General features: G+C 59.2%; 19 protein-coding genes. 9 read left to right on the forward strand and 10 right to left on the reverse strand.

Features of this window, described 5'->3' with window-relative positions:
- The first annotated feature begins 39 nt into the window (after window positions 1–39).
- Window positions 40–1455, forward strand: a complete 1416-nt coding sequence (gene gltX / locus WA928_RS09245; protein WP_424302601.1) for a glutamate--tRNA ligase — start codon at window positions 40–42, stop codon at window positions 1453–1455.
- A gap of 68 nt (window positions 1456–1523) precedes the next feature.
- Here gltX and WA928_RS09250 read toward each other — a convergent pair whose 3' ends face one another.
- A complete protein-coding gene (locus tag WA928_RS09250; protein ID WP_424302604.1) occupies window positions 1524–2012 on the reverse strand; it encodes a hypothetical protein in 489 nt (162 codons plus the stop codon).
- A 135-nt stretch (window positions 2013–2147) separates the two neighbouring features.
- Between WA928_RS09250 and WA928_RS09255 the strand changes: the two genes are divergently transcribed.
- Window positions 2148–2582: a CopD family copper resistance protein gene (locus WA928_RS09255; RefSeq protein ID WP_424302607.1), complete on the forward strand. Its 435-nt coding sequence runs from the start codon at window positions 2148–2150 to the stop codon at window positions 2580–2582.
- Window positions 2583–2809: 227 nt separating this feature from the next.
- Here WA928_RS09255 and WA928_RS09260 read toward each other — a convergent pair whose 3' ends face one another.
- A complete protein-coding gene (locus WA928_RS09260; RefSeq protein ID WP_424302610.1) occupies window positions 2810–3817 on the reverse strand; it encodes a hypothetical protein in 1008 nt (335 codons plus the stop codon).
- Between the two features lie 148 nt (window positions 3818–3965).
- Here WA928_RS09260 and WA928_RS09265 point away from each other — a divergent pair, with 148 nt between their 5' ends.
- Window positions 3966–4532 carry a YggT family protein gene (locus tag WA928_RS09265; protein ID WP_350382780.1) on the forward strand — a complete coding sequence of 189 codons (567 nt, stop codon included), beginning with the start codon at window positions 3966–3968 and terminating at the stop codon, window positions 4530–4532.
- Window positions 4533–4543: 11 nt separating this feature from the next.
- On the opposite strand, the gene WA928_RS09270 is transcribed toward WA928_RS09265, so the two are convergent.
- The 7 genes from WA928_RS09270 to WA928_RS09300 form a co-directional block, all read right to left on the reverse strand.
- A complete protein-coding gene (locus WA928_RS09270; protein WP_424302614.1) occupies window positions 4544–5044 on the reverse strand; it encodes a glycine zipper 2TM domain-containing protein in 501 nt (166 codons plus the stop codon).
- A gap of 33 nt (window positions 5045–5077) precedes the next feature.
- A complete protein-coding gene (locus WA928_RS09275; protein ID WP_424302617.1) occupies window positions 5078–6031 on the reverse strand; it encodes a carbohydrate kinase family protein in 954 nt (317 codons plus the stop codon).
- A gap of 12 nt (window positions 6032–6043) precedes the next feature.
- The gene (locus tag WA928_RS09280) at window positions 6044–7123 is read right to left on the reverse strand and encodes a zinc-ribbon and DUF3426 domain-containing protein (RefSeq protein WP_424302620.1); all 1080 of its coding nucleotides are present in this window, start codon (window positions 7121–7123) and stop codon (window positions 6044–6046) included.
- Between the two features lie 18 nt (window positions 7124–7141).
- Window positions 7142–8056: a 50S ribosomal protein L11 methyltransferase gene (prmA, locus tag WA928_RS09285; RefSeq protein ID WP_424302623.1), complete on the reverse strand. Its 915-nt coding sequence runs from the start codon at window positions 8054–8056 to the stop codon at window positions 7142–7144.
- A gap of 9 nt (window positions 8057–8065) precedes the next feature.
- Window positions 8066–9412 (reverse strand): acetyl-CoA carboxylase biotin carboxylase subunit, encoded by a 1347-nt coding sequence (gene accC / locus WA928_RS09290; RefSeq protein WP_424302626.1) that lies wholly within the window; start codon window positions 9410–9412, stop codon window positions 8066–8068.
- A gap of 3 nt (window positions 9413–9415) precedes the next feature.
- Window positions 9416–9859: an acetyl-CoA carboxylase biotin carboxyl carrier protein gene (gene accB, locus WA928_RS09295; RefSeq protein ID WP_350382772.1), complete on the reverse strand. Its 444-nt coding sequence runs from the start codon at window positions 9857–9859 to the stop codon at window positions 9416–9418.
- A gap of 279 nt (window positions 9860–10138) precedes the next feature.
- Window positions 10139–10639, reverse strand: a complete 501-nt coding sequence (locus WA928_RS09300; protein ID WP_424302630.1) for a TlpA family protein disulfide reductase — start codon at window positions 10637–10639, stop codon at window positions 10139–10141.
- Between the two features lie 71 nt (window positions 10640–10710).
- Here WA928_RS09300 and mpl point away from each other — a divergent pair, with 71 nt between their 5' ends.
- The 6 genes from mpl (at window position 10711) to WA928_RS09330 (ending at window position 17687) form a co-directional block, all read left to right on the forward strand.
- The gene (gene mpl / locus WA928_RS09305) at window positions 10711–12114 is read left to right on the forward strand and encodes a UDP-N-acetylmuramate:L-alanyl-gamma-D-glutamyl-meso-diaminopimelate ligase (protein WP_424302633.1); all 1404 of its coding nucleotides are present in this window, start codon (window positions 10711–10713) and stop codon (window positions 12112–12114) included.
- 12 nt (window positions 12115–12126) lie between these two features.
- Window positions 12127–14007 carry a ribonuclease catalytic domain-containing protein gene (locus WA928_RS09310; RefSeq protein ID WP_424302636.1) on the forward strand — a complete coding sequence of 627 codons (1881 nt, stop codon included), beginning with the start codon at window positions 12127–12129 and terminating at the stop codon, window positions 14005–14007.
- Window positions 14008–14013: 6 nt separating this feature from the next.
- On the forward strand, window positions 14014–14904 hold the full coding sequence (locus tag WA928_RS09315) for an energy transducer TonB (protein WP_424302639.1): 891 nt from the start codon (window positions 14014–14016) through the stop codon (window positions 14902–14904).
- The gene (gene mtgA, locus WA928_RS09320; RefSeq protein ID WP_424302642.1) at window positions 14901–15605 is read left to right on the forward strand and encodes a monofunctional biosynthetic peptidoglycan transglycosylase; all 705 of its coding nucleotides are present in this window, start codon (window positions 14901–14903) and stop codon (window positions 15603–15605) included. The genes WA928_RS09315 and mtgA overlap by 4 nt, the downstream gene beginning before the upstream one ends.
- Window positions 15606–15687: 82 nt before the next feature.
- Window positions 15688–16866, forward strand: a complete 1179-nt coding sequence (gene lptG, locus WA928_RS09325; protein ID WP_424302645.1) for an LPS export ABC transporter permease LptG — start codon at window positions 15688–15690, stop codon at window positions 16864–16866.
- Complete coding sequence (locus WA928_RS09330; RefSeq protein WP_424302648.1) at window positions 16863–17687, forward strand: symmetrical bis(5'-nucleosyl)-tetraphosphatase; 825 nt, start codon at window positions 16863–16865, stop codon at window positions 17685–17687. Before lptG ends, WA928_RS09330 begins: the two co-directional genes overlap by 4 nt.
- Here WA928_RS09330 and WA928_RS09335 read toward each other — a convergent pair.
- Window positions 17651–18388 (reverse strand): lysophospholipid acyltransferase family protein, encoded by a 738-nt coding sequence (locus WA928_RS09335; protein ID WP_424302651.1) that lies wholly within the window; start codon window positions 18386–18388, stop codon window positions 17651–17653. The genes WA928_RS09330 and WA928_RS09335 overlap by 37 nt on opposite strands.
- Window positions 18389–18405: the final 17 nt, after the last annotated feature.

Consider the following 18405-nt stretch of genomic DNA (forward strand, 5'->3'; position numbering starts at 1 on the left):
AGGGCCTTTGCTTCAAGCCCTATTACCGCCACTGACACCATGACCGCCACTGCCTCGCGCCCCGTGCGCACCCGTTTTGCCCCATCACCCACTGGCTACCTGCACCTAGGCGGCGCCCGAACCGCCCTGTTTTCGTGGGCCTTTGCGCGTCACTACGGGGGCAGCTTCGTGCTGCGCATCGAGGACACGGACCTCGAACGCTCAACCCCCGAGGCCGTTCAGGCGATTCTCGACGGCATGCAATGGCTGGATCTGTCTGCAGACGAAGGCCCCTACTACCAGATGCAGCGCATGAGCCGCTACCGCGAGGTAATCGCGGACATGCTGGCCAAGGGCACTGCCTATTATTGCTACAGCACCCCTGCCGAGGTAGAGGCCATGCGCGAGAAGGCCCGCGCCATCGGCGCCAAGCCTCGCTACGATGGCACCTGGCGCCCCGAGCCCGGCAAAACCTTGCCGCCGGTTCCGGACAGCATCCAGCCTGTGGTGCGATTTCGCAGCCCCCAAATCGGCGTCACGGCCTGGGACGATCTGGTCAAAGGGCCCATCAGCTTCGACAACCAAGAGCTGGACGACCTGGTGATTGCCCGCCCCGACGGCACCCCTACATACAATTTTTGCGTGGTCGTCGACGACTGGGACATGCAGATCAGCCACGTCATCCGGGGCGATGACCATGTCAACAACACGCCACGACAGATCAATATTTTGCGAGCACTCGGTGCCGAGCCTCCTTGCTATGGTCATGTCCCCATGATCCTCGGGCCCGATGGCGAAAAACTCTCCAAGCGTCATGGCGCCGTCAGTGTCATGGAATACGATCGTCTGGGATATCTGCCGGAAGCCATGATCAATTATCTGGCTCGCCTGGGCTGGAGTCACGGCAACGATGAGTTGTTTACCCGCGAGCAGTTTGTCAGTTGGTTCGACCCTGCCCACCTCAGCCGCTCCGCGGCCCAGTGGGATCCCAAAAAGCTGAACTGGGTAAATGCCCACGCTCTGCGCCAGCTAAGCCCGCAAGATCTTGCTGAACGCGTCGCCCCCCGAATCCAGCGGCGCGGCGGCTCGCCCGGCAACGCTGATCTCGTCGCCGTCATGGAGCTACTGCGCGAGCGCAGCGAAACACTCGAAGATCTTGCCGAAGGCGCCTTATTGTTTTGCGGGCCCTACACACCGGCAGATACCGCCCTGCGCACCGAGGTTCTGGATGAGACAGCCTTGGGGCTTCTACGGCAGTTTCACACCCAGGCGCAAGCGCTGCCCGGCTGGACCGAAGCCGGGTTGGACAACCTGATCAAGAGCATTCTTAAAACAGAAGGCGTAAAAATGCCCAAGCTTGCCATCCCCTTGCGGGTGGCGGTTACCGGGCAGAAGCACACGCCGTCGATCAGTGCAGTGCTGTCTTTGTTGGGCCGCAATGCCGTCTTGCAACGCCTGGCTGATACCTTGGCTTAAGCAAGCTGCACCCGCTAGCCTCTGCAGTACGCCGCCAGGGTTGGTGGGGTATTGCAACAACCGTCCGCCTAGAACGGCAAACGGTATCCGGGAGACATCCGCTTGGCGCGGATGGTGCCTTGCCCGCCTTGCAAAAGCAGCTGGCTGGCATCCGCACGGAGCACCTGCACACGGTTGGTATAAATGGGATCTTCGAGATTGACCGGCACCCCATTGGACTGCAGGGTACGCAGCACCAACGTCTTGCCCTCTCTGGACCAGCAGCCGGATTCTTCGAGACCCTGAGAGGGGGATCGCGGACGCTTGACCTGCTCGACATACATCATGGTGCCATCAGGCTTGAGCGTATACAGCGTGCGCAAGGCCCCCGCCACGCCCTTTTGCGCTGTGACGGACAGCCAGTTGCCCACCAGCGCGTCTCCGGGTGTTGCGGCAACGCAAGCCGGCGGTGCTTTGGGTGCAGCGGTACTGGCTGTCTGACGGGTAGGTGCACACGCTGACAACAAGGCCAGCGCAGCGACACCAGCAGCCATGTTGGAGAGACGAACGAATCGCATTGCTTGAATCCTATTCATGACAATTGTCATCCAATGCCCTCGACCACAACAGGGCTGCTCGCACTCGGAGCGCACGAGCGGCCTACAATTTTTTTGTGCCTGTGTGGTTTACAGGAAAATTCTTATTCTACTGACATGAGCCATTCTGTACTTGTCACATTGCATCTGTTTGCCGCAATTATGTTTGTGGGCACAGTCTTCTTCGAGGTACTGATTCTAGAGGGCATACGCAAGCCTCTGGGGCACGAAGCCATGCGCAATGTCGAGATTGCCATCGGCCGGCGCGCACGCCGCATCATGCCGTTCGTGATGATAGTATTGTTTGGCGCGGGTTTGGCCATGGCCTGGCAGTTTCGTGAAGCATTGGCTCAGCCCTTTGGCAGCCACTTCGCCACACTGCTCTGGATCAAAATCATATTGGCATTCAGCGTACTGGGGCATTTTATTTTTGCAATCACCATGAGCGGCACCGGGCGGCTGAAATCCCGTCATTTCAAGCTCATCCACATCAGTGTGTTCTGCCACGTGGTGCTGATTGTGTTTCTGGCCAAGGCGATGTTTTACCTGTAAATAATGTCTTGCCGCACAAGGGATATCTTTCTCGAAAATAGTCCCTAATAATAAAAAACGCGTCATTTTCGAGACAAGCAGCCTTTCCAATGCCGAATAATGGCCATATTCAAGCCAATAAGGCTTGGAACCCTAACTACCTTAAGATAGACTTGAAGGCGTGCAATATTCATGATATTGCACGCCTGCGCCATTTGAGATGGGCCGCACCAGATGTGGGGGCCATATCAAATGGGTGGACCTTTCCTATTGCCCCCAAGGAGCACGACAATGGCACTTGCCAAGAAAGCCGCAGCCACCCCAGCAAAAAAACCTGCCTCAAGCAAATCCATCACAAAACCCGCTGCAAAGGCTGCGCCTAAAAAGGCCAGTGCAGCACCCAAGGCCACTGCTACCAAGGCCACTCCGGCCAAAGCAAGCAGCAAGGCCACGCCTGCAAAATCCGCAGCCAAGATCACTGCCAAAACGGCCGCCAAAAAACCCACCAGCGCTGTAAAGGCGCCTGCTACAGCAAAAAAAGCGGCCACCGCTAAAACCGCCGCCAAGAAACCGGCCACCGTTGCCAAAAAGCCTACCACTGCCAAAACCGCAACCAAAACAGTCGCAAGCAAAGCAGCAGCCAAACCTGCCGCCAAGAAAGCTGCAGTAAAACCTGCAGCCAGTAAAGCTGGCGCAGCAAAAAAACCGGCAGCCAAAGCAAGCACCGCCAAGGCAGCGGTGGCCAAAAAACCGGTAGCCAAAGCCAAGCCGGCAGCTGTTAAAAAAACGGTTGCCAGTAAAGCACCCAGCAAGGCAGCCTCTGTAAAAACAGCAGCTGGCAGCAAAAAATCCGCCAGCGCCAAGCCAGTAGCAAAAAAGGCGGGCACCAGGGCTACGGCATCCAAGGCAGCAGCCACCAAGGCGGTTGCATCAAAAGCAGCCAGCCCTAAAGCAGCAGCACCCAAAAAGGCCGCAAGTGCTAAAGCCGCGCCTGCAAAAAAAGCCCCCGCCACTAAACCAGCGGCTAAGCCGGCAGCAAAACCTGCTGTTAAAGCGGCTGCTAAAAAACCGGCAGCGCCCAAAAAAGCAGCCGGCAGGTCTAAAACGCCGGCCGAACCCGCACGCACAGATACAAACCCGGCGGGCAACTGGCCTTTTCCGCTTAACAGCCGTCCATAAAAGAAAACGCCCTGTGGTGCTGCTAGCCACATTACGGCATTACCCGCGCACAATGGCACATCGTTTTTAAGTGCCATTGCGCGCGGTTTTTTCTGGCGCTGCCAAACGGCCATAGGCCTTTTTGCGAGGCAGCCGCCTGTGATCACATTTTTTTGGTGCCCCAACTTGCTGCCCAGTTTCAGCTAATGAGACAATGGCCTACTTGACGCTGCCCGAGAACACCGCATGCTCCGTGACATCCTGATCTTTCTGATCGATATCATTTTTTCGCTGTTTGGCATTGCCCTGATCCTCAGGGCATGGATTTTTGCGATCCGCCTGCATCCGTTTAATCCTTATTCGCAGGCTGTGCTTCGGGCCACCGACTGGCTGATTCAGCCGATCCGGCGCATTATCCCTGTCAGCGGGCGGCTGGATTGGCCCAGCATATTGGCCTGCTGGCTGACAGCCATCGTGTACTTGCTGCTTACCTGGCTGATTGCCATGGGGGGCATGTTGCCGCCAGCATCGGCCATTGGCGGTGTTTTGCTCAGCGGCCTGTTGATCGGCCTGAAGTGGGCATTCAACGTCATTGTGTGGGTCACACTGATCCAGGCGGTGCTGTCCTGGATCAACCCGCTGTCACCGGTGATGCCGGTGCTGTATACCTTAACCGCCCCATTGCTGGATCCTATCCGGCGCATGCTGCCCCGCATGGGTGGGCTGGATCTGTCACCGCTGGTGCTTCTGGTGGTGGCCCAGATCGTGATGATGATCCTGAACCACCTGGCGTTTTCGTCTTTTGGGGTTTAGCTAGCCCCAGCTTACATGGGCACCACACGGGTGGGCCCACCACCGCTAATCACCTGAACCCGCTGCCCCGAGCTTAGCTGGATGTCGTTTGCCTGCGCGATCACGCGTGTTTCGCCGTTATCCAGACGCACGGTGATCTCTAGCCCCTGAGTTTTGCCTACCTGGTTTTCGACAGCATTACCGGCCAGCCCGCCCAACAAAGCTCCACCAATAGAAGTGAGGATTTGCCCACGGCCACCACCAATAGAGCTGCCGGCTACACCGCCAAGCGCACCGCCAGCCAGTGCCCCAATACCAGACGATTTATCTGACTGGATCACAACGGGGCGCACGGACACTACGGTGCCATAACGGACGATTTGTTCTTGTTGGGCCTGACCGTAGGTATATACCGAGCCCGAGGCCGACTGGTTGGCACATCCCGCCAATGCCAGCAGTGAAACAGAGACGCCCAGCGCAGCGGCAAGCCGCACGGCACGAGACGGGATGACTGAAATGGTAGAGATCGCCATGAAAGGACTCCTGCAATGGCTGATAACAGTAGATCAGGCGACGCTGCCTGCACCAACACCGTAGTGTTGATCAAGGACCGCCATGATTTGATCACGAGAAGGGCTGTGATTTTGCGGGCCTTGGCTTTCGATTTTAAAGCCGCCCATCACATTAGCCAAACAACACGCATTGGGCAAAGACCAGCCATTGACCAGGCCATACAACAAACCCGCCCGGTGTGCATCTCCACAACCAGTGGGATCAACCACCCGGCTGACGGATGAGGGCTTGATGAAAATTTCCTTGCCTTCATGGTACAGCGTGGCGCCTTCGGCGCCGCGTGTCACCACAGCGGCTTTCAACCCTGCGGCAATTTCGGCAATGGGCTGACCCATGCGATCTTCGATGACACTTGCCTCGTAGTCGTTGGCCGTCAGGATGCTGGCCATTTCAAGCATCTGCTTGAGATCTGCGCCATCAAACAAAGGCATGGCTTGCCCGAGGTCGAATACAAACGGGATCCCTGCAGCATGCAGCCGCCGGGCATGTGCAAACATCCCGTCTTTGGAGTCAGGTGAAACAATGGCCCAGCTGGCGTCATGGCCTGTGAGGTCGTTGTCGGCAGAGTATTGCATTGCACCCGGGTGAAACGAAGCAATCTGGCTATTGTCTTGATCGGTGGTGATATAGCACTGGGCAGTATAGGTATCCGGCAAAACGCGTACCAGGCTGGTGTCGATACCCAGGCTGCGCAAGCGCTGCAGGTAGTCATCCGCATCCTGGCCAACCGTACCAACCGGCACAGGATGCCCGCCCAGCAACTTGAGGTTATAGGCAATATTGCCTGCACACCCGCCAAACTCTTTACGCAGGGTCGGCACAAAAAACGAGACACTCAGGGACTTCAGGCTGTCGCCCAGGATATGGTCGCGAAAGCGGCCTTCAAACACGGCGATGGTATCAAACGCCATCGAGCCACAAATCAGTACATCCTTGCTTTGGGTCATGAATCAGGATCCTTAAGGGTAAAAGGGATCGATCTCGTAGCCATTGACACGCAAACCGTTAATCGACAGGGGTACCTGAACCAGCACCTGGCTGCGCGCCGCAAATGGCTGGCGAACCGCATCGGCCCCCAGATAATCAATAGGGGCCAGGTTGCGCCTGACCAGCAGCGTACCAGCCCCATCTTTGAGATCCAGCACCAGCGTCGGCCACTCTTGCGGCCGGTCCGCCTGATTGCGCAATGTCAGCTGCAAAATGAAATGCTGCTGCGCTTCAGGCCCGGTGGTTTTGTCCGTCCGGCCATCGGCCGACGCGGCACTACCCGCCTGAGCATCTGTCGGATGGGTTTCCACCTTAAGCGCAGAATGCGTGATGGAAAGTTGATCCAGATTCCGTGCATATGGTACCTGGCATCCAAGCGACAGACAGGCCCGCTCCAGCACTGGCCGTAGCGCCGGAACCACTTGCGCTACCTGGCCGCGATACACATACAGTAGCTGCGCCAACAACAGCACCAGCAGCAAAAGCAGGATCAAACGTCCCAGCAACCGCCCGATGCCGCCCCACCATGAAGGCTCATCCTCAGCCATCAACGGCGCGGCCGACCCACCCTGGCTACGGTAGTCAGGCCGGGGATCAATCACAAAAGGACGTGCACCTGCCCGATGGATGTCTTGCGCCTCGTCCTCGTCAAGTGTGAGGCGACCAATCGCAGGCTCGGAAGGCCCGGGCACCGTATCCCGGCGAGCTCGGAAAACGTGGGGTGTCAGGAAAGGCTCATCCTCAGGCAACGGCACCGGCGACGACCTGAACGGCACATTGAAATCCGGCCCTGACGAGGCAGATCCTCGTTCGGTATCTGACAGCGTGTGATCCCTACCTGCCGGAACTTGCACCGGCAAGCGCGTGTGCTCGCTGGATTCAGGGCTGGGAGCATCTGACGCTGAACCGGCAGCGCCAGACACGACCTCGGCGTAGCCATCAAAAATATGCGCACACTGCACACAGCGGATATAGCCCTTGCGCAACTGCAGATCTGACAGGCTGGCTTCAAAGACGGTTCCGCAGCGCGGACACCGGGTTGTGAGATCCATGCCGGCGTCTCCCACTGCTTAAGCCTTTTGGCCAGCCAGGCACACCCAGCCATCACGCGCCGCCCAGACATCCAGCGCCAACCAGGGTGCATACGCCTGTGCCACTTCGGTGGCCTGACGCTCGAGAACGCCAGACAGCACCAGGCTGCCACCAGCAGAAACGCGCGAGGACAGCATCGGCGCCAGTACCTTGAGCGGATTGGAGAGAATGTTGGCAACAACCACCTGCCGCGTACCGGCAGACAGGCCATCGGGCAGGCAAGCGTTCAGCACCACCTGATTGACCGTTGCATTATTGTGCGTGGATAGAACCGCTTGGTCGTCAATATCCACCGCCCAGGTATCGCCAGCGCCCAGAAGACGGGCGGCAATAGCCAAAATACCAGAGCCACAACCGTAATCCAGCACGGTCTCGCCGCCTTGCAAATGCTCGGACAGCCATTCGAGGCACAGGTGCGTGGTGGGATGACTGCCGGTACCAAAGGCAAGACCTGGGTCGAGCTCGATACGCACCACACCATCATGCACGCCGGCAGAAGGCAGGCCCTCATCTTCGCGATGCCAACTGGGCACAATCCAGATGCGCTTGCCCACTGTGATGGGGCCAAACTGTGATTGCGTCAAGCGCACCCAATCGGCGTCCGGCACCGTGCGCAGCAGCCAGTCGCCCTCGGCAGGCGCGGGGCCTGCCAGGCCTTCAAGGGCAGCCAGCAAGTGCTGAGGGTCTTCGCCATCGGGCAGCAATGCCACCAGACGGTTGCGCCGCCAGGCGAGTGTCTCGGGCTCGGTGCCGGGCTCGCCAAACAGAGCCTGCTCTTGTTCGGTGTCACCGTCAGCGTCCTCAAGGGACACCGACAGGGCGCCGGCATCAAGCAGCGCGTCAGACCAGGCATCCGCCTGGGTCTCGGTGCAATTGAGGACGAGTTCTCGCATGCCCGGCCCTTAGCTTCGCTGGGCGAGCTTGTGCTCTAGATAGTGGATGCTGGTGCCGCCATGAATGAAGTTTTCATCCTGAAGAAGCTCGCGATGCAGCGGGATGTTGGTGCGCACACCTTCGACGATCATCTCGGACAGAGCAATATCCATGCGTACCAAGGCCTGCTGACGAGTATCGCCAAAGGTGATCAGCTTGGCAACCATGGAGTCGTAGTACGGCGGCACGGTATATCCAGTGAACACGTGAGAATCCATCCGCACGCCCGGCCCCCCTGGCACGTGCCAATTGGTGACCTTGCCTGGGCTAGGCGTAAATTTGTACGGATCCTCAGCATTGATGCGACACTCGATCGCATGGCCATGCAGATGAATATCTCGCTGACGCAGCGTGAATTTCTCGCCGGCAGCGATGCGGATTTGCCATTGGACAAGATCCAGGCCGGTGATCATCTCGGTAACGGTGTGCTCAACCTGGATGCGGGTGTTCATCTCGATGAAGAAGAACTCGTCGTTTTCGTACAGAAACTCAAAAGTACCGGCACCGCGATAGCGCATCTGACGGCAAGCCTCAGCACAACGCTCGCCAATATGTTCGATCAGGGCGCGGTCGATGCCCGGCGCGGGCGCTTCTTCGATGATTTTCTGGTGGCGTCGCTGCATCGAGCAATCGCGCTCACCCAGCCACACAGCCTTGCCTTCGCCATCCGCCAGCACCTGGATTTCGATGTGCCGGGGATTTTCGAGAAATTTTTCGAGGTAGACCTCGGGGTTGTTAAACGCCACCCCGGCTTCGGTGCGTGTCATGGCCACCGCATTAAGCAGGGATTGTGCGTCGTATACCACCCGCATACCACGGCCACCGCCACCGCCAGCTGCCTTGATGATGACTGGAAAACCGACCTCGGCAGCAATGCGCTGGATTTCGGCTGGATCATCGGGCAAGCCGCCGCCCGAGCCGGGCACCACAGGCACACCAGCTGCGATCATGGCCTGCTTGGCGCGCACTTTGTCGCCCATCGTACGGATGCTTTCGGGACGTGGTCCGATAAAGACAAAACCGCTTTTTTCAACACGCTCGGCAAAATCGGCGTTTTCGGACAGGAACCCATAACCCGGGTGGATAGCCTCGGCATCCGTGACTTCGGCGGCGGAAATCAGGGCGGGCATATTAAGGTAACTGTCGCGCGGCGAGGCCGGCCCGATACATACGGACTCATCGGCCAGCCGCACATACTTGGCGTCGCGGTCTGCCTCGGAGTGAACCACTACCGTCTTGACGCCCAGCTCGCGGCAGGCGCGCTGAATCCGCAATGCAATTTCACCGCGATTGGCAATCAGAATTTTTTCGAACATAGCTTAAGCGATGATGAACAGAGGTTGGCCGTATTCGACGGGCTCGCCGTTTTCGACCAGGATTTCCTTGATCACACCGGATTTGTCGGCTTCGATCTCATTGAGCAGCTTCATGGCCTCGATGATGCACAGAGGCTCGCCCTCTTTGACGCTTTGCCCGACTTCAACAAAGGCGGGCGAATTGGGATTTGGTGCACGATAGAACGTACCCACCATAGGTGCTTTGACCTGATGGCCCTGCACGACCGGTGCAGCGGGCTCGGCAGGTGCTGCAGCCCCTGGCACCGCAGCTGCTTGCACGGGGGCAACCGCCACCGGAGCTGCTACGGCGGTTGTTTGGGAAAACTTGACGATACGGACCTTGCCCTCGCCTTCAGTGATTTCCAGTTCGGCAATACCCGAATCGGCCACGAGGTCGATCAGTGTCTTCAGCTTTCTAAGATCCATGAGAAAAATTCCTGTGTGCAGGCCCGGCACATGCCAAGCTGTTTTTATGAGACACGGGCCGCAGAAACAAATACGCCGTCGGTTCAACCCAGATTAGTAGGGAGAATCCACGACGGCCGCATCTGACGGGGGATCCAGGGTTGGTGAGGGGATATCAGACCCCGCCAAAGCAACCATAAACCTGAACGCATCAGCCCTTAAGCCGCCTTTTTACGCTAAAACCACCGATTTGTCTATTAAAACAGGCTGGAACTGGATGCGTTGCCTGGAAATTGAAACTCAAAGTATCTGCTGCAGCCGGGCTTGCAAAACATCCGGTTTGAGCTCGCCAATGACGGTGGAACTTGCCCGCCCCTGCCGGTTGTACATTACGGTAAACGGCAAGCCGCCCCCCGTGTTGCCCAGCTCGCGCATCAGGGTAATACCTTGCGGCCCCGCCAGCAAAAGGGGATAGGAGACATGGATTTTTTGCAGAAACCGCTGCACATTGACGCGTGTATCGATGGCCAGACCCAATATGGTGACCTCGGGATGCCGATGATGGAGATCCTCGAGCAACGGCATTTCGCGCACACAAGGCGCACACCAGCTGGCCCAGAAATTAAGCACCAATGGACGCCCTACATAGGCTGACAGGGCCTGTGATTGCCCCTGCAAATCATCAAAGCGGCGACCAAAGACGGGATCGGCAGGCAGCATACCGGCCTGCGCCAGCCGTGGCACGCTGCCAGCGCCCAGCAGCGCAGCTGCCGAGGCATGCAAAAATAACCGCCTGTTCATGGCACCATCCATCAAAAAGTCATGCCGGGCCATCATAGCATTGGGCCCTACAATACAGGCCGGAGGATACGATGCACGTACATATACTGGGAATCTGCGGCACTTTCATGGGCGGTCTGGCCTTGATTGCGCGATCTGCCGGCCATCGCGTCACGGGTTGTGATGCCGGTGTATACCCCCCCATGAGCACCCAGTTGCGCGAACAGGGCATCGAGCTGATCGAAGGTTTCGACGCCGACCAGACGCGCCTGAATGCCGATCTCTACATCATCGGCAATGTGGTTAGCCGCGGCAATCCGCTGATGGAGGCCATCCTGGATCAAGGTCTGCGATACACCTCGGGACCACAATGGCTGTCAGACCACATTCTGGTCGATCAGCATGTGCTGGCGGTTGCTGGCACCCACGGAAAAACCAGTACCAGTGCCTTGCTGGCCTGGATTTTTCAGCATGCGGGCCGACCGGCCAATTTTCTGATCGGCGGTGTTGCACCCGACCTCCAGGTATCCGCCAGCTATCAGCCAGAGCGCACTCATTTCGTGATCGAAGCTGACGAATATGACACAGCATTTTTTGACAAGCGTTCGAAGTTTGTTCATTACCGTCCCAAAACGGCTATTTTGAACAACCTCGAATATGACCACGCGGATATTTTCCCCGACCTCGCCGCCATCGAAACCCAGTTCCATCATCTGGTGCGCACCATTCCCGCCAGCGGCCTGATTGTGCGCCCGGCCAGCAGCGACGCCCTGGATCGCACCCTGGCGCGCGGCTGCTGGACACCGATCGAAACTTTCGGCCCCGGCGGCCAGTGGCAGGCCCGGCAAGATCCTAAAGAAGACCGGCGATGCGAGGTCCTGCACAAAGGTGTCTCGCAAGGCTGTCTCGAGTGGGACATGGCCGGCCGGCACAACCAGGCCAATGCCTTGGCGGCCATCGCAGCGGCTCACCACGCCGGCATCCCGGTATCCGCCGCCATTGCCGCTCTGCATGCGTTTTCAGGGATACGGCGGCGCCTGGAGCTGCGTGGCACCGTGCGTGACATCGCCGTATACGACGACTTCGCGCATCACCCCAGTGCCATCGAAACCACCCTCGACGGCCTACGCCGCCGCGTGGGGCCACAGGCCCGTATCCTGGCGGTTCTTGAGCCCCGCTCCAACACCATGAAACTGGGCACAATGGCCGCGCGTCTACCCGCATCGCTGAGCCAGGCGGATGCCGTGTATTGCTACGGAGAGATCACCGGCAAACAGGCCCTGGGCTGGGATCCCGCACAGGTGCTGGCTCCCCTGGGAGACGCACTGGTCTATACCGGCCACAATCTGGACGCACTGATTGCACAACTGGCCCGTCAGGCCAGGGCGGGCGACCACATCCTCATCATGAGCAACGGTGGCTTTGGCGGCATCCATGCCCGCTTGCTGGACGCACTGCTCCAAACCCCCACCGCTTCATCCCCACAGACACACTGAGTTCCATCCTTTATGCACGTTCTCTACGAAGACGCTGGCAAGCTGAAAGCCGAAACCATTTTTTCCGAAGCAGACACCTCATTGCAAGTGGAGTCTGCTTCTGGCAAGCGCAGCAAGATCAAACGCAATAACGTGCTGTTTACCTTCGAGCAGCCCACCCCAGAGCGTCTGCTGCCCGAAGCTGAAGCACTGGCCGGCACACTCGAGCCGGATTTTCTTTGGGAGGTGGCCCCACAAGAAGAGTTTGAAGCGGCCGACCTGGCAGAAGACTATTTTGGCCACGCACCCAGCGCCATCGAGAAAACCGCGCTCATCCTGGCACTTTCAGCTGCGCCGGCTTATTTTCACCGGCGTGGCCGGGGCACTTACCGCCCCGCCCCACCGGATATCCTCAAGGCCGCACTGGCAGCCATCGAGAAAAAACGTCTGCAAGCGGTGCAGCAGCAAGAATGGACGGACGCCATGGTGGCCGGCCGTCTGCCAGACGAACTAAAGGCCGTTGCAAGCACGTTTCTGGATACGCCAGACAAGAATTCTCTGGAATGGAAAGCCTTTGACGCTGCGGTACAGCAAGCAGGGCTCAGCCCCGAGAAACTGCTGTTGTCGCTAGGGGTATGGCCCAGCGCACTCAGCATGATGCGCCAGCGGTTTTTGGCCACTCATTTCCCCAAGGGCACCGAGTGGCCCGCAGTACAGGTGGCCGACTGGGGTCACGATCTGCCTCAGGCCGAGATCGAAGCCTATTCGGTAGACGACTCCAGCACCATTGAAATCGACGATGCCTTGTCCGTTTCCACACCCGCCCCCGATACCATCCGGGTAGGGATCCATATCGCCGTGCCCGCCCTGGCCATCACACGCGGCAGCGAGTTCGATCAAATGGCCCGCAGCCGGATGTCCACGGTATATATGCCGGGCGACAAAATCCCGATGCTGCCGCGTGAACTGATTGCCGCCTTCTCTCTGGATGAAGGCCAGTGGCGGCCAGCCTTGTCTCTATATGTCACCGGCCGCCTGAGCACTGGCGAAATCCTGGATACCGAGACCCGCCTGGAGCGCATCTCGGTGACACGCAACCTGCGCCACGACCGGCTTAGCGATCAGATCACCGCCGACGCACTGGCCGACCCCCAGGCCGAGCTGCCCTACGGGCACTGGTTGCGCCCGCTGTGGCAGTTTGCACAACAGCTGGGATCCGTACGCGACAAAGCCCGTGGCAAACCCGAGAACAATGATCGCGTCGAGTACAGCTTCGAACTGGATGGCCCTCCGGACGACCCCGAATCCATCATCCAGCTGATCCCCCGCCAGCGCAACGCGCCGCTTGAGCGGCTGGTGGCCGAATACATGATCCTGACCAACACCCAGTGGGGGGCATTGCTGTCACGCCATGGGGTGCCGGGTATCTATCGCTCGCAGCAAATGGGCCGCACGCGCATGTCCACACAGGCCCTGCCACACGAATCCATCGCTGTGCCGCAATACATCTGGTCCACGTCGCCACTACGACGCTATGTCGACCTCATCAATCAGGGTCAGATTTTGGCAGCCGCCGAGCATGGCGTGTCTGCGCGGCTGGTGGCGCCCTTCAAGCCGAAGGATGCCGACCTCTACGCACTGATTGGCGCCTTCGATTCGCAGTACACCTTGTGGGGCGAGTTCCAATCGGCCATGGAGCGCTACTGGTGCGTACGCTGGCTGCAGCAACAGGGCTTAAAGGAAGTACAGGCCCATGTGCTGCGCGACAACCTGGTGCGCCTGGCCTGCGCACCACTGGTTACGCGAATCAACGGCCTGCCCGTATTTGACCGCGGCCAGGCCCTGATCTTGGACATTCTGGGCTACGATGAACTTGGACTCGACATCGATTGCCGTCTGCGCGAGGCAGTCTAACCCCCCATGACACAGCCGGCACACCTGCTGCCCCTGCAGTTACTGGAACCCCGCCACGAAGGCCGCAGCCGCATGGCGATTGCCCTGCTGCTGTCCTTGTGCGCCCATGGGCTGCTGCTGGCGTGGCGCTGGCACACACCCGCACCAGTGGTTCGTGAATCCTCACTCGAAATCACGCTGGTCAACAGCCATACGCAACAAGCGCCGCTTAAGGCACAAGCCCTGGCACAGCAAAACCTGGATGGCGGCGGCCAAGCCCAGCAAGGCATCAGCGCATCACCCCTGCCCCGCACCACAGACGTGCCGGCAGAAGAAACCATCCTCGAAGCCTTGCGCAAGCGCCAGGCCGAGCTTGAAACCGAACAGCAGCGCCTGCTTACCCAGCTTGAATCCAAACACCGGATTGCCCAGGCCAAGCCCTCGTCTCAAACCAGCGGAGACCAGACTGCGCCTGGCGAGGATGATCTGGAACAAGACAGCGTCATTCTCAATGCGCGCATCGCAGCCCTGAAAGCACAAATCCAGCGGTACAACGCCTTGCCCCGGCAAACCTTTGTAGCTCCTGCCACGCAGGCCAGTGATTACGCCCAGTATCTTGAGGCCTGGCGTCAGCGGATTGAACTGATCGGCACCGAGCACTACCCGCCAGAAGCCCGGGGGAAAATCTACGGCGACCTGCAACTGACCGTGTATATCCGCCGGGACGGCCAGCTGGATCATTTAAGCTTCGACCGCCCCTCCTCTCATGAGGTGCTTAACAGCGCGGCGCGCCGGATCGTAGAACTGGCAGCTCCGTTTCCGCCCTTGCCTGCCAAATTAGCCGCCAAGACCGACATCCTGGCCATCACCCGTACCTGGCATTTCACACGGGCGGGCCTGGGCACGAACACGCCATGAAGCTGCGCCGGATCCTGGCCTCCCTGCTGGTGCTGGCGCTATGCGCCGGGTTTCTGTACGAAATCGGCCTGTTGGGCATGGTCGTCTGGTTCAATTTTCGCAATCCGTCTGTCACCCCGGTGATGATCGACACACTCCAGGCAGTCCGGGCCACCCAGCCGGATGCCGAGATCCATCAGGAGTGGGTGCCTTATGACAAGATCAGCGTGACACTCAAGCGCGCGGTGGTGGCATCAGAGGATTCCGGCTTCATCGACCACGATGGCGTCGAGTGGGATGCCATCCGCAAGGCGTGGCGCTACAACCAGAAACAGGAATCTATGGGGCATTCGCGCCGCCGGGGAGGCTCCACCATCACCCAGCAGGTAGCCAAAAACCTGTTTTTATCCAACTCCCGAAACTATTTGCGCAAGGGCCAGGAGCTGATCCTCACGTATATGATCGAAGGCATCATGAGCAAGCGGCGGATTCTGGAGCTTTATCTGAACATTGCGCAATGGGGTGAAACCACGTTTGGTGCCCAGGCAGCCGCACACCACTATTTCAAGACAAGCGCAGCACGCCTGTCCAATGCGCAATCCGCTCAACTGGCTGCGATGCTGCCCAATCCGGCCTACTACGATCAGCACGGGAGAACGAACTACCTGAGGTCTCGCGCGGCCACCGTGCGCGCCCGTATGTCTGCCGTTGAAATCCCCTGATCCCTGGCGCATGCGGTCGTAGGCCCTCTCAAGACGAAACCGGGTTCGGGGTACTATTGGGGTTTTTGCTGCTGTTGGATTCATGCGCACAGCCCGACGCTACATCGCCCGCGAGATCTACCGTTCGACCACCGTCGTGCTGGTGGCCCTGGTAGGCCTGTTCATGTTTTTTGCTCTCATCGACGGCCTGGACAGGGTGGGCGATCACCTCACCCTGCTGAATCTTTTTTATCTGCAGGTGCTGGATCTCCCCAACCATCTGTACGAGCTCTTACCCATCGGGTTGCTGATTGGGGCCGTACTGGCTCTGGCCGGCCTGGCACAACGCAACGAACTTACCATTTTGCGCGCATCAGGCGTCAGCGGCCTGAAGCTGCTGGGCACCCTGTGGCTGATTACCATCCCGCTGGTGGCGGGTGCCTTTATTTTGTCCGAGTACATCACCCCTGCCGCAGAACTCCAGGGCAGCGAATCACGGCTGGCCCTGCTGGGCCGCACAGATGGCGGACGGCTATCCAGCGGCTACTGGTTCAAGGAGTCCAACCCCGAAAGCGGCGGCACGCGAGTAATCAATCTCCATAAGCTAGACGGACAAGGCCATGTGCAAGGTGTCATCTTGTACGAGTTTCGTGCAGACGACACGTTAAAGGCCTATGTAGAAGCGGCTGACGGCCAGTTTGGCAACGGCCACCTGACCCTGAACTCGGTGACCGAAACGCGGATAGAACCGCAATCTGCCAGCGCCCTGGCTAACGCCAAGGTACCCACTTCGCCCATCAGCCAGGTGATCAAGCTCGAGAGCCGCAGCATTCCCACCACCCTTACCCCCGAACGCCTGATTGCCCGGATCCTGACGCCCGAGCGCATGGCGATTTCCGATCTGCTCGATTACATCAGTTATCTCAAAAGCAATAATCTTCAAACTGATCGCCAGGCGGTTGCGCTGTGGCGCAAGATTGCCTATCCGTTCACGCTGCTGGTGATGATGACGATCGCGACACCGATTGGATTCATGCAGACCCGACGAGGCGGGGTAGGGGTCAAGGTGTTTTTGGGCATCATCCTGGGGGTGGGCTTTTTCATGCTCAACCAACTGGCGCTTAACGCAGGCATGCTGGGCAGCTGGCCTCCCTGGGCCACGGCGCTGGTGCCCAGCATGTTGGGCTTGGGCTGCGCCCTGATTGTCTTGCTTGCCATGGAATACCGCCACCCGCTTGCCTTATGGTGGCGGCAGCGCCGCCTGCAACGAAGGCCCACATGAGCGCCCCAGATATCTGGGTGATTGGCGACGTCCAGGGGTGTGCACAGCCTCTGCGTGCCTTGCTTGCGCATCCCCAACTGGCCCACCCCGACACCGAAATCTGGTTTGCCGGAGATCTCGTCAATCGCGGCCCGGATTCTCTGGGTGCCCTGCGCCTGATCCGCAGCTTGGGCAACCGGGCACGGGTTGTGTTGGGCAATCATGATATTCACCTGCTGGCAGTGGCCGCGGGGGTGCGTAAACACGGAAAATCCGACACCCTGCAAGACATCCTGGCCGCCCCAGACCGCGACGAGTTGCTCTCCTGGTTGCGTCATCGCCCTTTGATGGTTCGCGGTCATCGCCACGTGATGGTGCATGCCGGCATTTTGCCGGCCTGGACACTAGACCAGGCCCAGGCGCTTGCGCACGAAATCGAAGCATCCTTGCAGCAGGACAACTGGCAACAAGCCGTGCACGATTTATACGGCGAAGAACCACTTTGCTGGGACGATACGCTTGTCGGGCCTGAGCGGATGCGCGTGATCGTCAATGCCCTGACACGCATGCGCATGTGCCAAATTAACGGCAGCATGAATTTTCAGCACAAGGCCGGCCCCAAGGACAGCCCTGACCTCAAACCCTGGTTTGAACTACCGGCACGCAGAGATCTCTCAGAGACCATCGTGTTTGGGCATTGGTCAGCCCTAGGCCTGAACATCCGCCCTGACACCATCTGCCTGGACACAGGCTGTGTGTGGGGAAGATCACTGACCGCATTGCGCCTGCGCGACCATGCATTGATTCAGGAAGACTGCACAGCCTGCCGCACCAGAGCGTGACACTGGCTGGCCAGATCTCCACGACGAGACTCGGCATCCGGAACAATCGGCCGTAAAAACTGGCATTCGACAGCCACCCCCCAGGCACCCAGCAGTATCCACAAATTGGCCACCAGGGTTTGCTCGCCCACAAACGAGAGTTCGGGCGCCGGCCGCCCATGGCGCAGGTAGCGCAACGCCACCGGCTGTATAGGCACCTGGGCCTGAACCGCCGCCTCGAAGAGGCCGGAGTGAAATGGCTTCACATCCCGCCCTTCGGTAGTGGTCCCTTCTGGAAACAGGCCGACAACGTCGCCCTGCTGAAAGCAGCGGGTGATCTGCCGACAAGCCTCACGCACAGCATGACGGTGGCCGCGGTCGATGAACAGCGTGCCGGCCCAGGCAACCAGCAGACCAATCACCGGCCAGCGCCGGATATCGCTCTTGGCAACAAATGAGGTGGTGCGTACACGGTTGAGCACAAAGATATCCACCCAGGACACATGGTTGGCGACCCAAAGGCCGGGACCTTTGCGCAGGGGCTGCCCCAGTACACGGACGCGCACCCCACACAAGGCCAACAGGCCGCGCGACCAGGCGCCCACCACCCACAGGCGCCAGCGGCGGCTTAACAGGGGAAAGACCAGCAGCTCGGTGAGTAGCCCCGAGAGGATCCACACCACCACGAATACCGAACGAATCACAAACAACACGACCGCCACGCAGCACCTCGCTCCCG

The sequence above is a fragment of the Castellaniella sp. genome (assembly GCF_049651205.1).
Lineage (GTDB): Bacteria > Pseudomonadota > Gammaproteobacteria > Burkholderiales > Burkholderiaceae_B > Castellaniella.

What these genes read in the sequence shown, in the direction of transcription:
- gltX (WP_424302601.1), top strand. Translation starts at nt 40, where the DNA reads ATGACCGCCACTGCCTCGCGCCCCGTGCGCACCCGTTTTGCCCCATCA.
- WA928_RS09250 (WP_424302604.1), bottom strand. Translation starts at nt 2,012, where the DNA reads ATGCGATTCGTTCGTCTCTCCAACATGGCTGCTGGTGTCGCTGCGCTG.
- WA928_RS09255 (WP_424302607.1), top strand. Translation starts at nt 2,148, where the DNA reads ATGAGCCATTCTGTACTTGTCACATTGCATCTGTTTGCCGCAATTATG.
- WA928_RS09260 (WP_424302610.1), bottom strand. Translation starts at nt 3,817, where the DNA reads ATGGCACTTAAAAACGATGTGCCATTGTGCGCGGGTAATGCCGTAATG.
- WA928_RS09265 (WP_350382780.1), top strand. Translation starts at nt 3,966, where the DNA reads ATGCTCCGTGACATCCTGATCTTTCTGATCGATATCATTTTTTCGCTG.
- WA928_RS09270 (WP_424302614.1), bottom strand. Translation starts at nt 5,044, where the DNA reads ATGGCGATCTCTACCATTTCAGTCATCCCGTCTCGTGCCGTGCGGCTT.
- WA928_RS09275 (WP_424302617.1), bottom strand. Translation starts at nt 6,031, where the DNA reads ATGACCCAAAGCAAGGATGTACTGATTTGTGGCTCGATGGCGTTTGAT.
- WA928_RS09280 (WP_424302620.1), bottom strand. Translation starts at nt 7,123, where the DNA reads ATGGATCTCACAACCCGGTGTCCGCGCTGCGGAACCGTCTTTGAAGCC.
- prmA (WP_424302623.1), bottom strand. Translation starts at nt 8,056, where the DNA reads ATGCGAGAACTCGTCCTCAATTGCACCGAGACCCAGGCGGATGCCTGG.
- accC (WP_424302626.1), bottom strand. Translation starts at nt 9,412, where the DNA reads ATGTTCGAAAAAATTCTGATTGCCAATCGCGGTGAAATTGCATTGCGG.
- accB (WP_350382772.1), bottom strand. Translation starts at nt 9,859, where the DNA reads ATGGATCTTAGAAAGCTGAAGACACTGATCGACCTCGTGGCCGATTCG.
- WA928_RS09300 (WP_424302630.1), bottom strand. Translation starts at nt 10,639, where the DNA reads ATGAACAGGCGGTTATTTTTGCATGCCTCGGCAGCTGCGCTGCTGGGC.
- mpl (WP_424302633.1), top strand. Translation starts at nt 10,711, where the DNA reads ATGCACGTACATATACTGGGAATCTGCGGCACTTTCATGGGCGGTCTG.
- WA928_RS09310 (WP_424302636.1), top strand. Translation starts at nt 12,127, where the DNA reads ATGCACGTTCTCTACGAAGACGCTGGCAAGCTGAAAGCCGAAACCATT.
- WA928_RS09315 (WP_424302639.1), top strand. Translation starts at nt 14,014, where the DNA reads ATGACACAGCCGGCACACCTGCTGCCCCTGCAGTTACTGGAACCCCGC.
- mtgA (WP_424302642.1), top strand. Translation starts at nt 14,901, where the DNA reads ATGAAGCTGCGCCGGATCCTGGCCTCCCTGCTGGTGCTGGCGCTATGC.
- lptG (WP_424302645.1), top strand. Translation starts at nt 15,688, where the DNA reads ATGCGCACAGCCCGACGCTACATCGCCCGCGAGATCTACCGTTCGACC.
- WA928_RS09330 (WP_424302648.1), top strand. Translation starts at nt 16,863, where the DNA reads ATGAGCGCCCCAGATATCTGGGTGATTGGCGACGTCCAGGGGTGTGCA.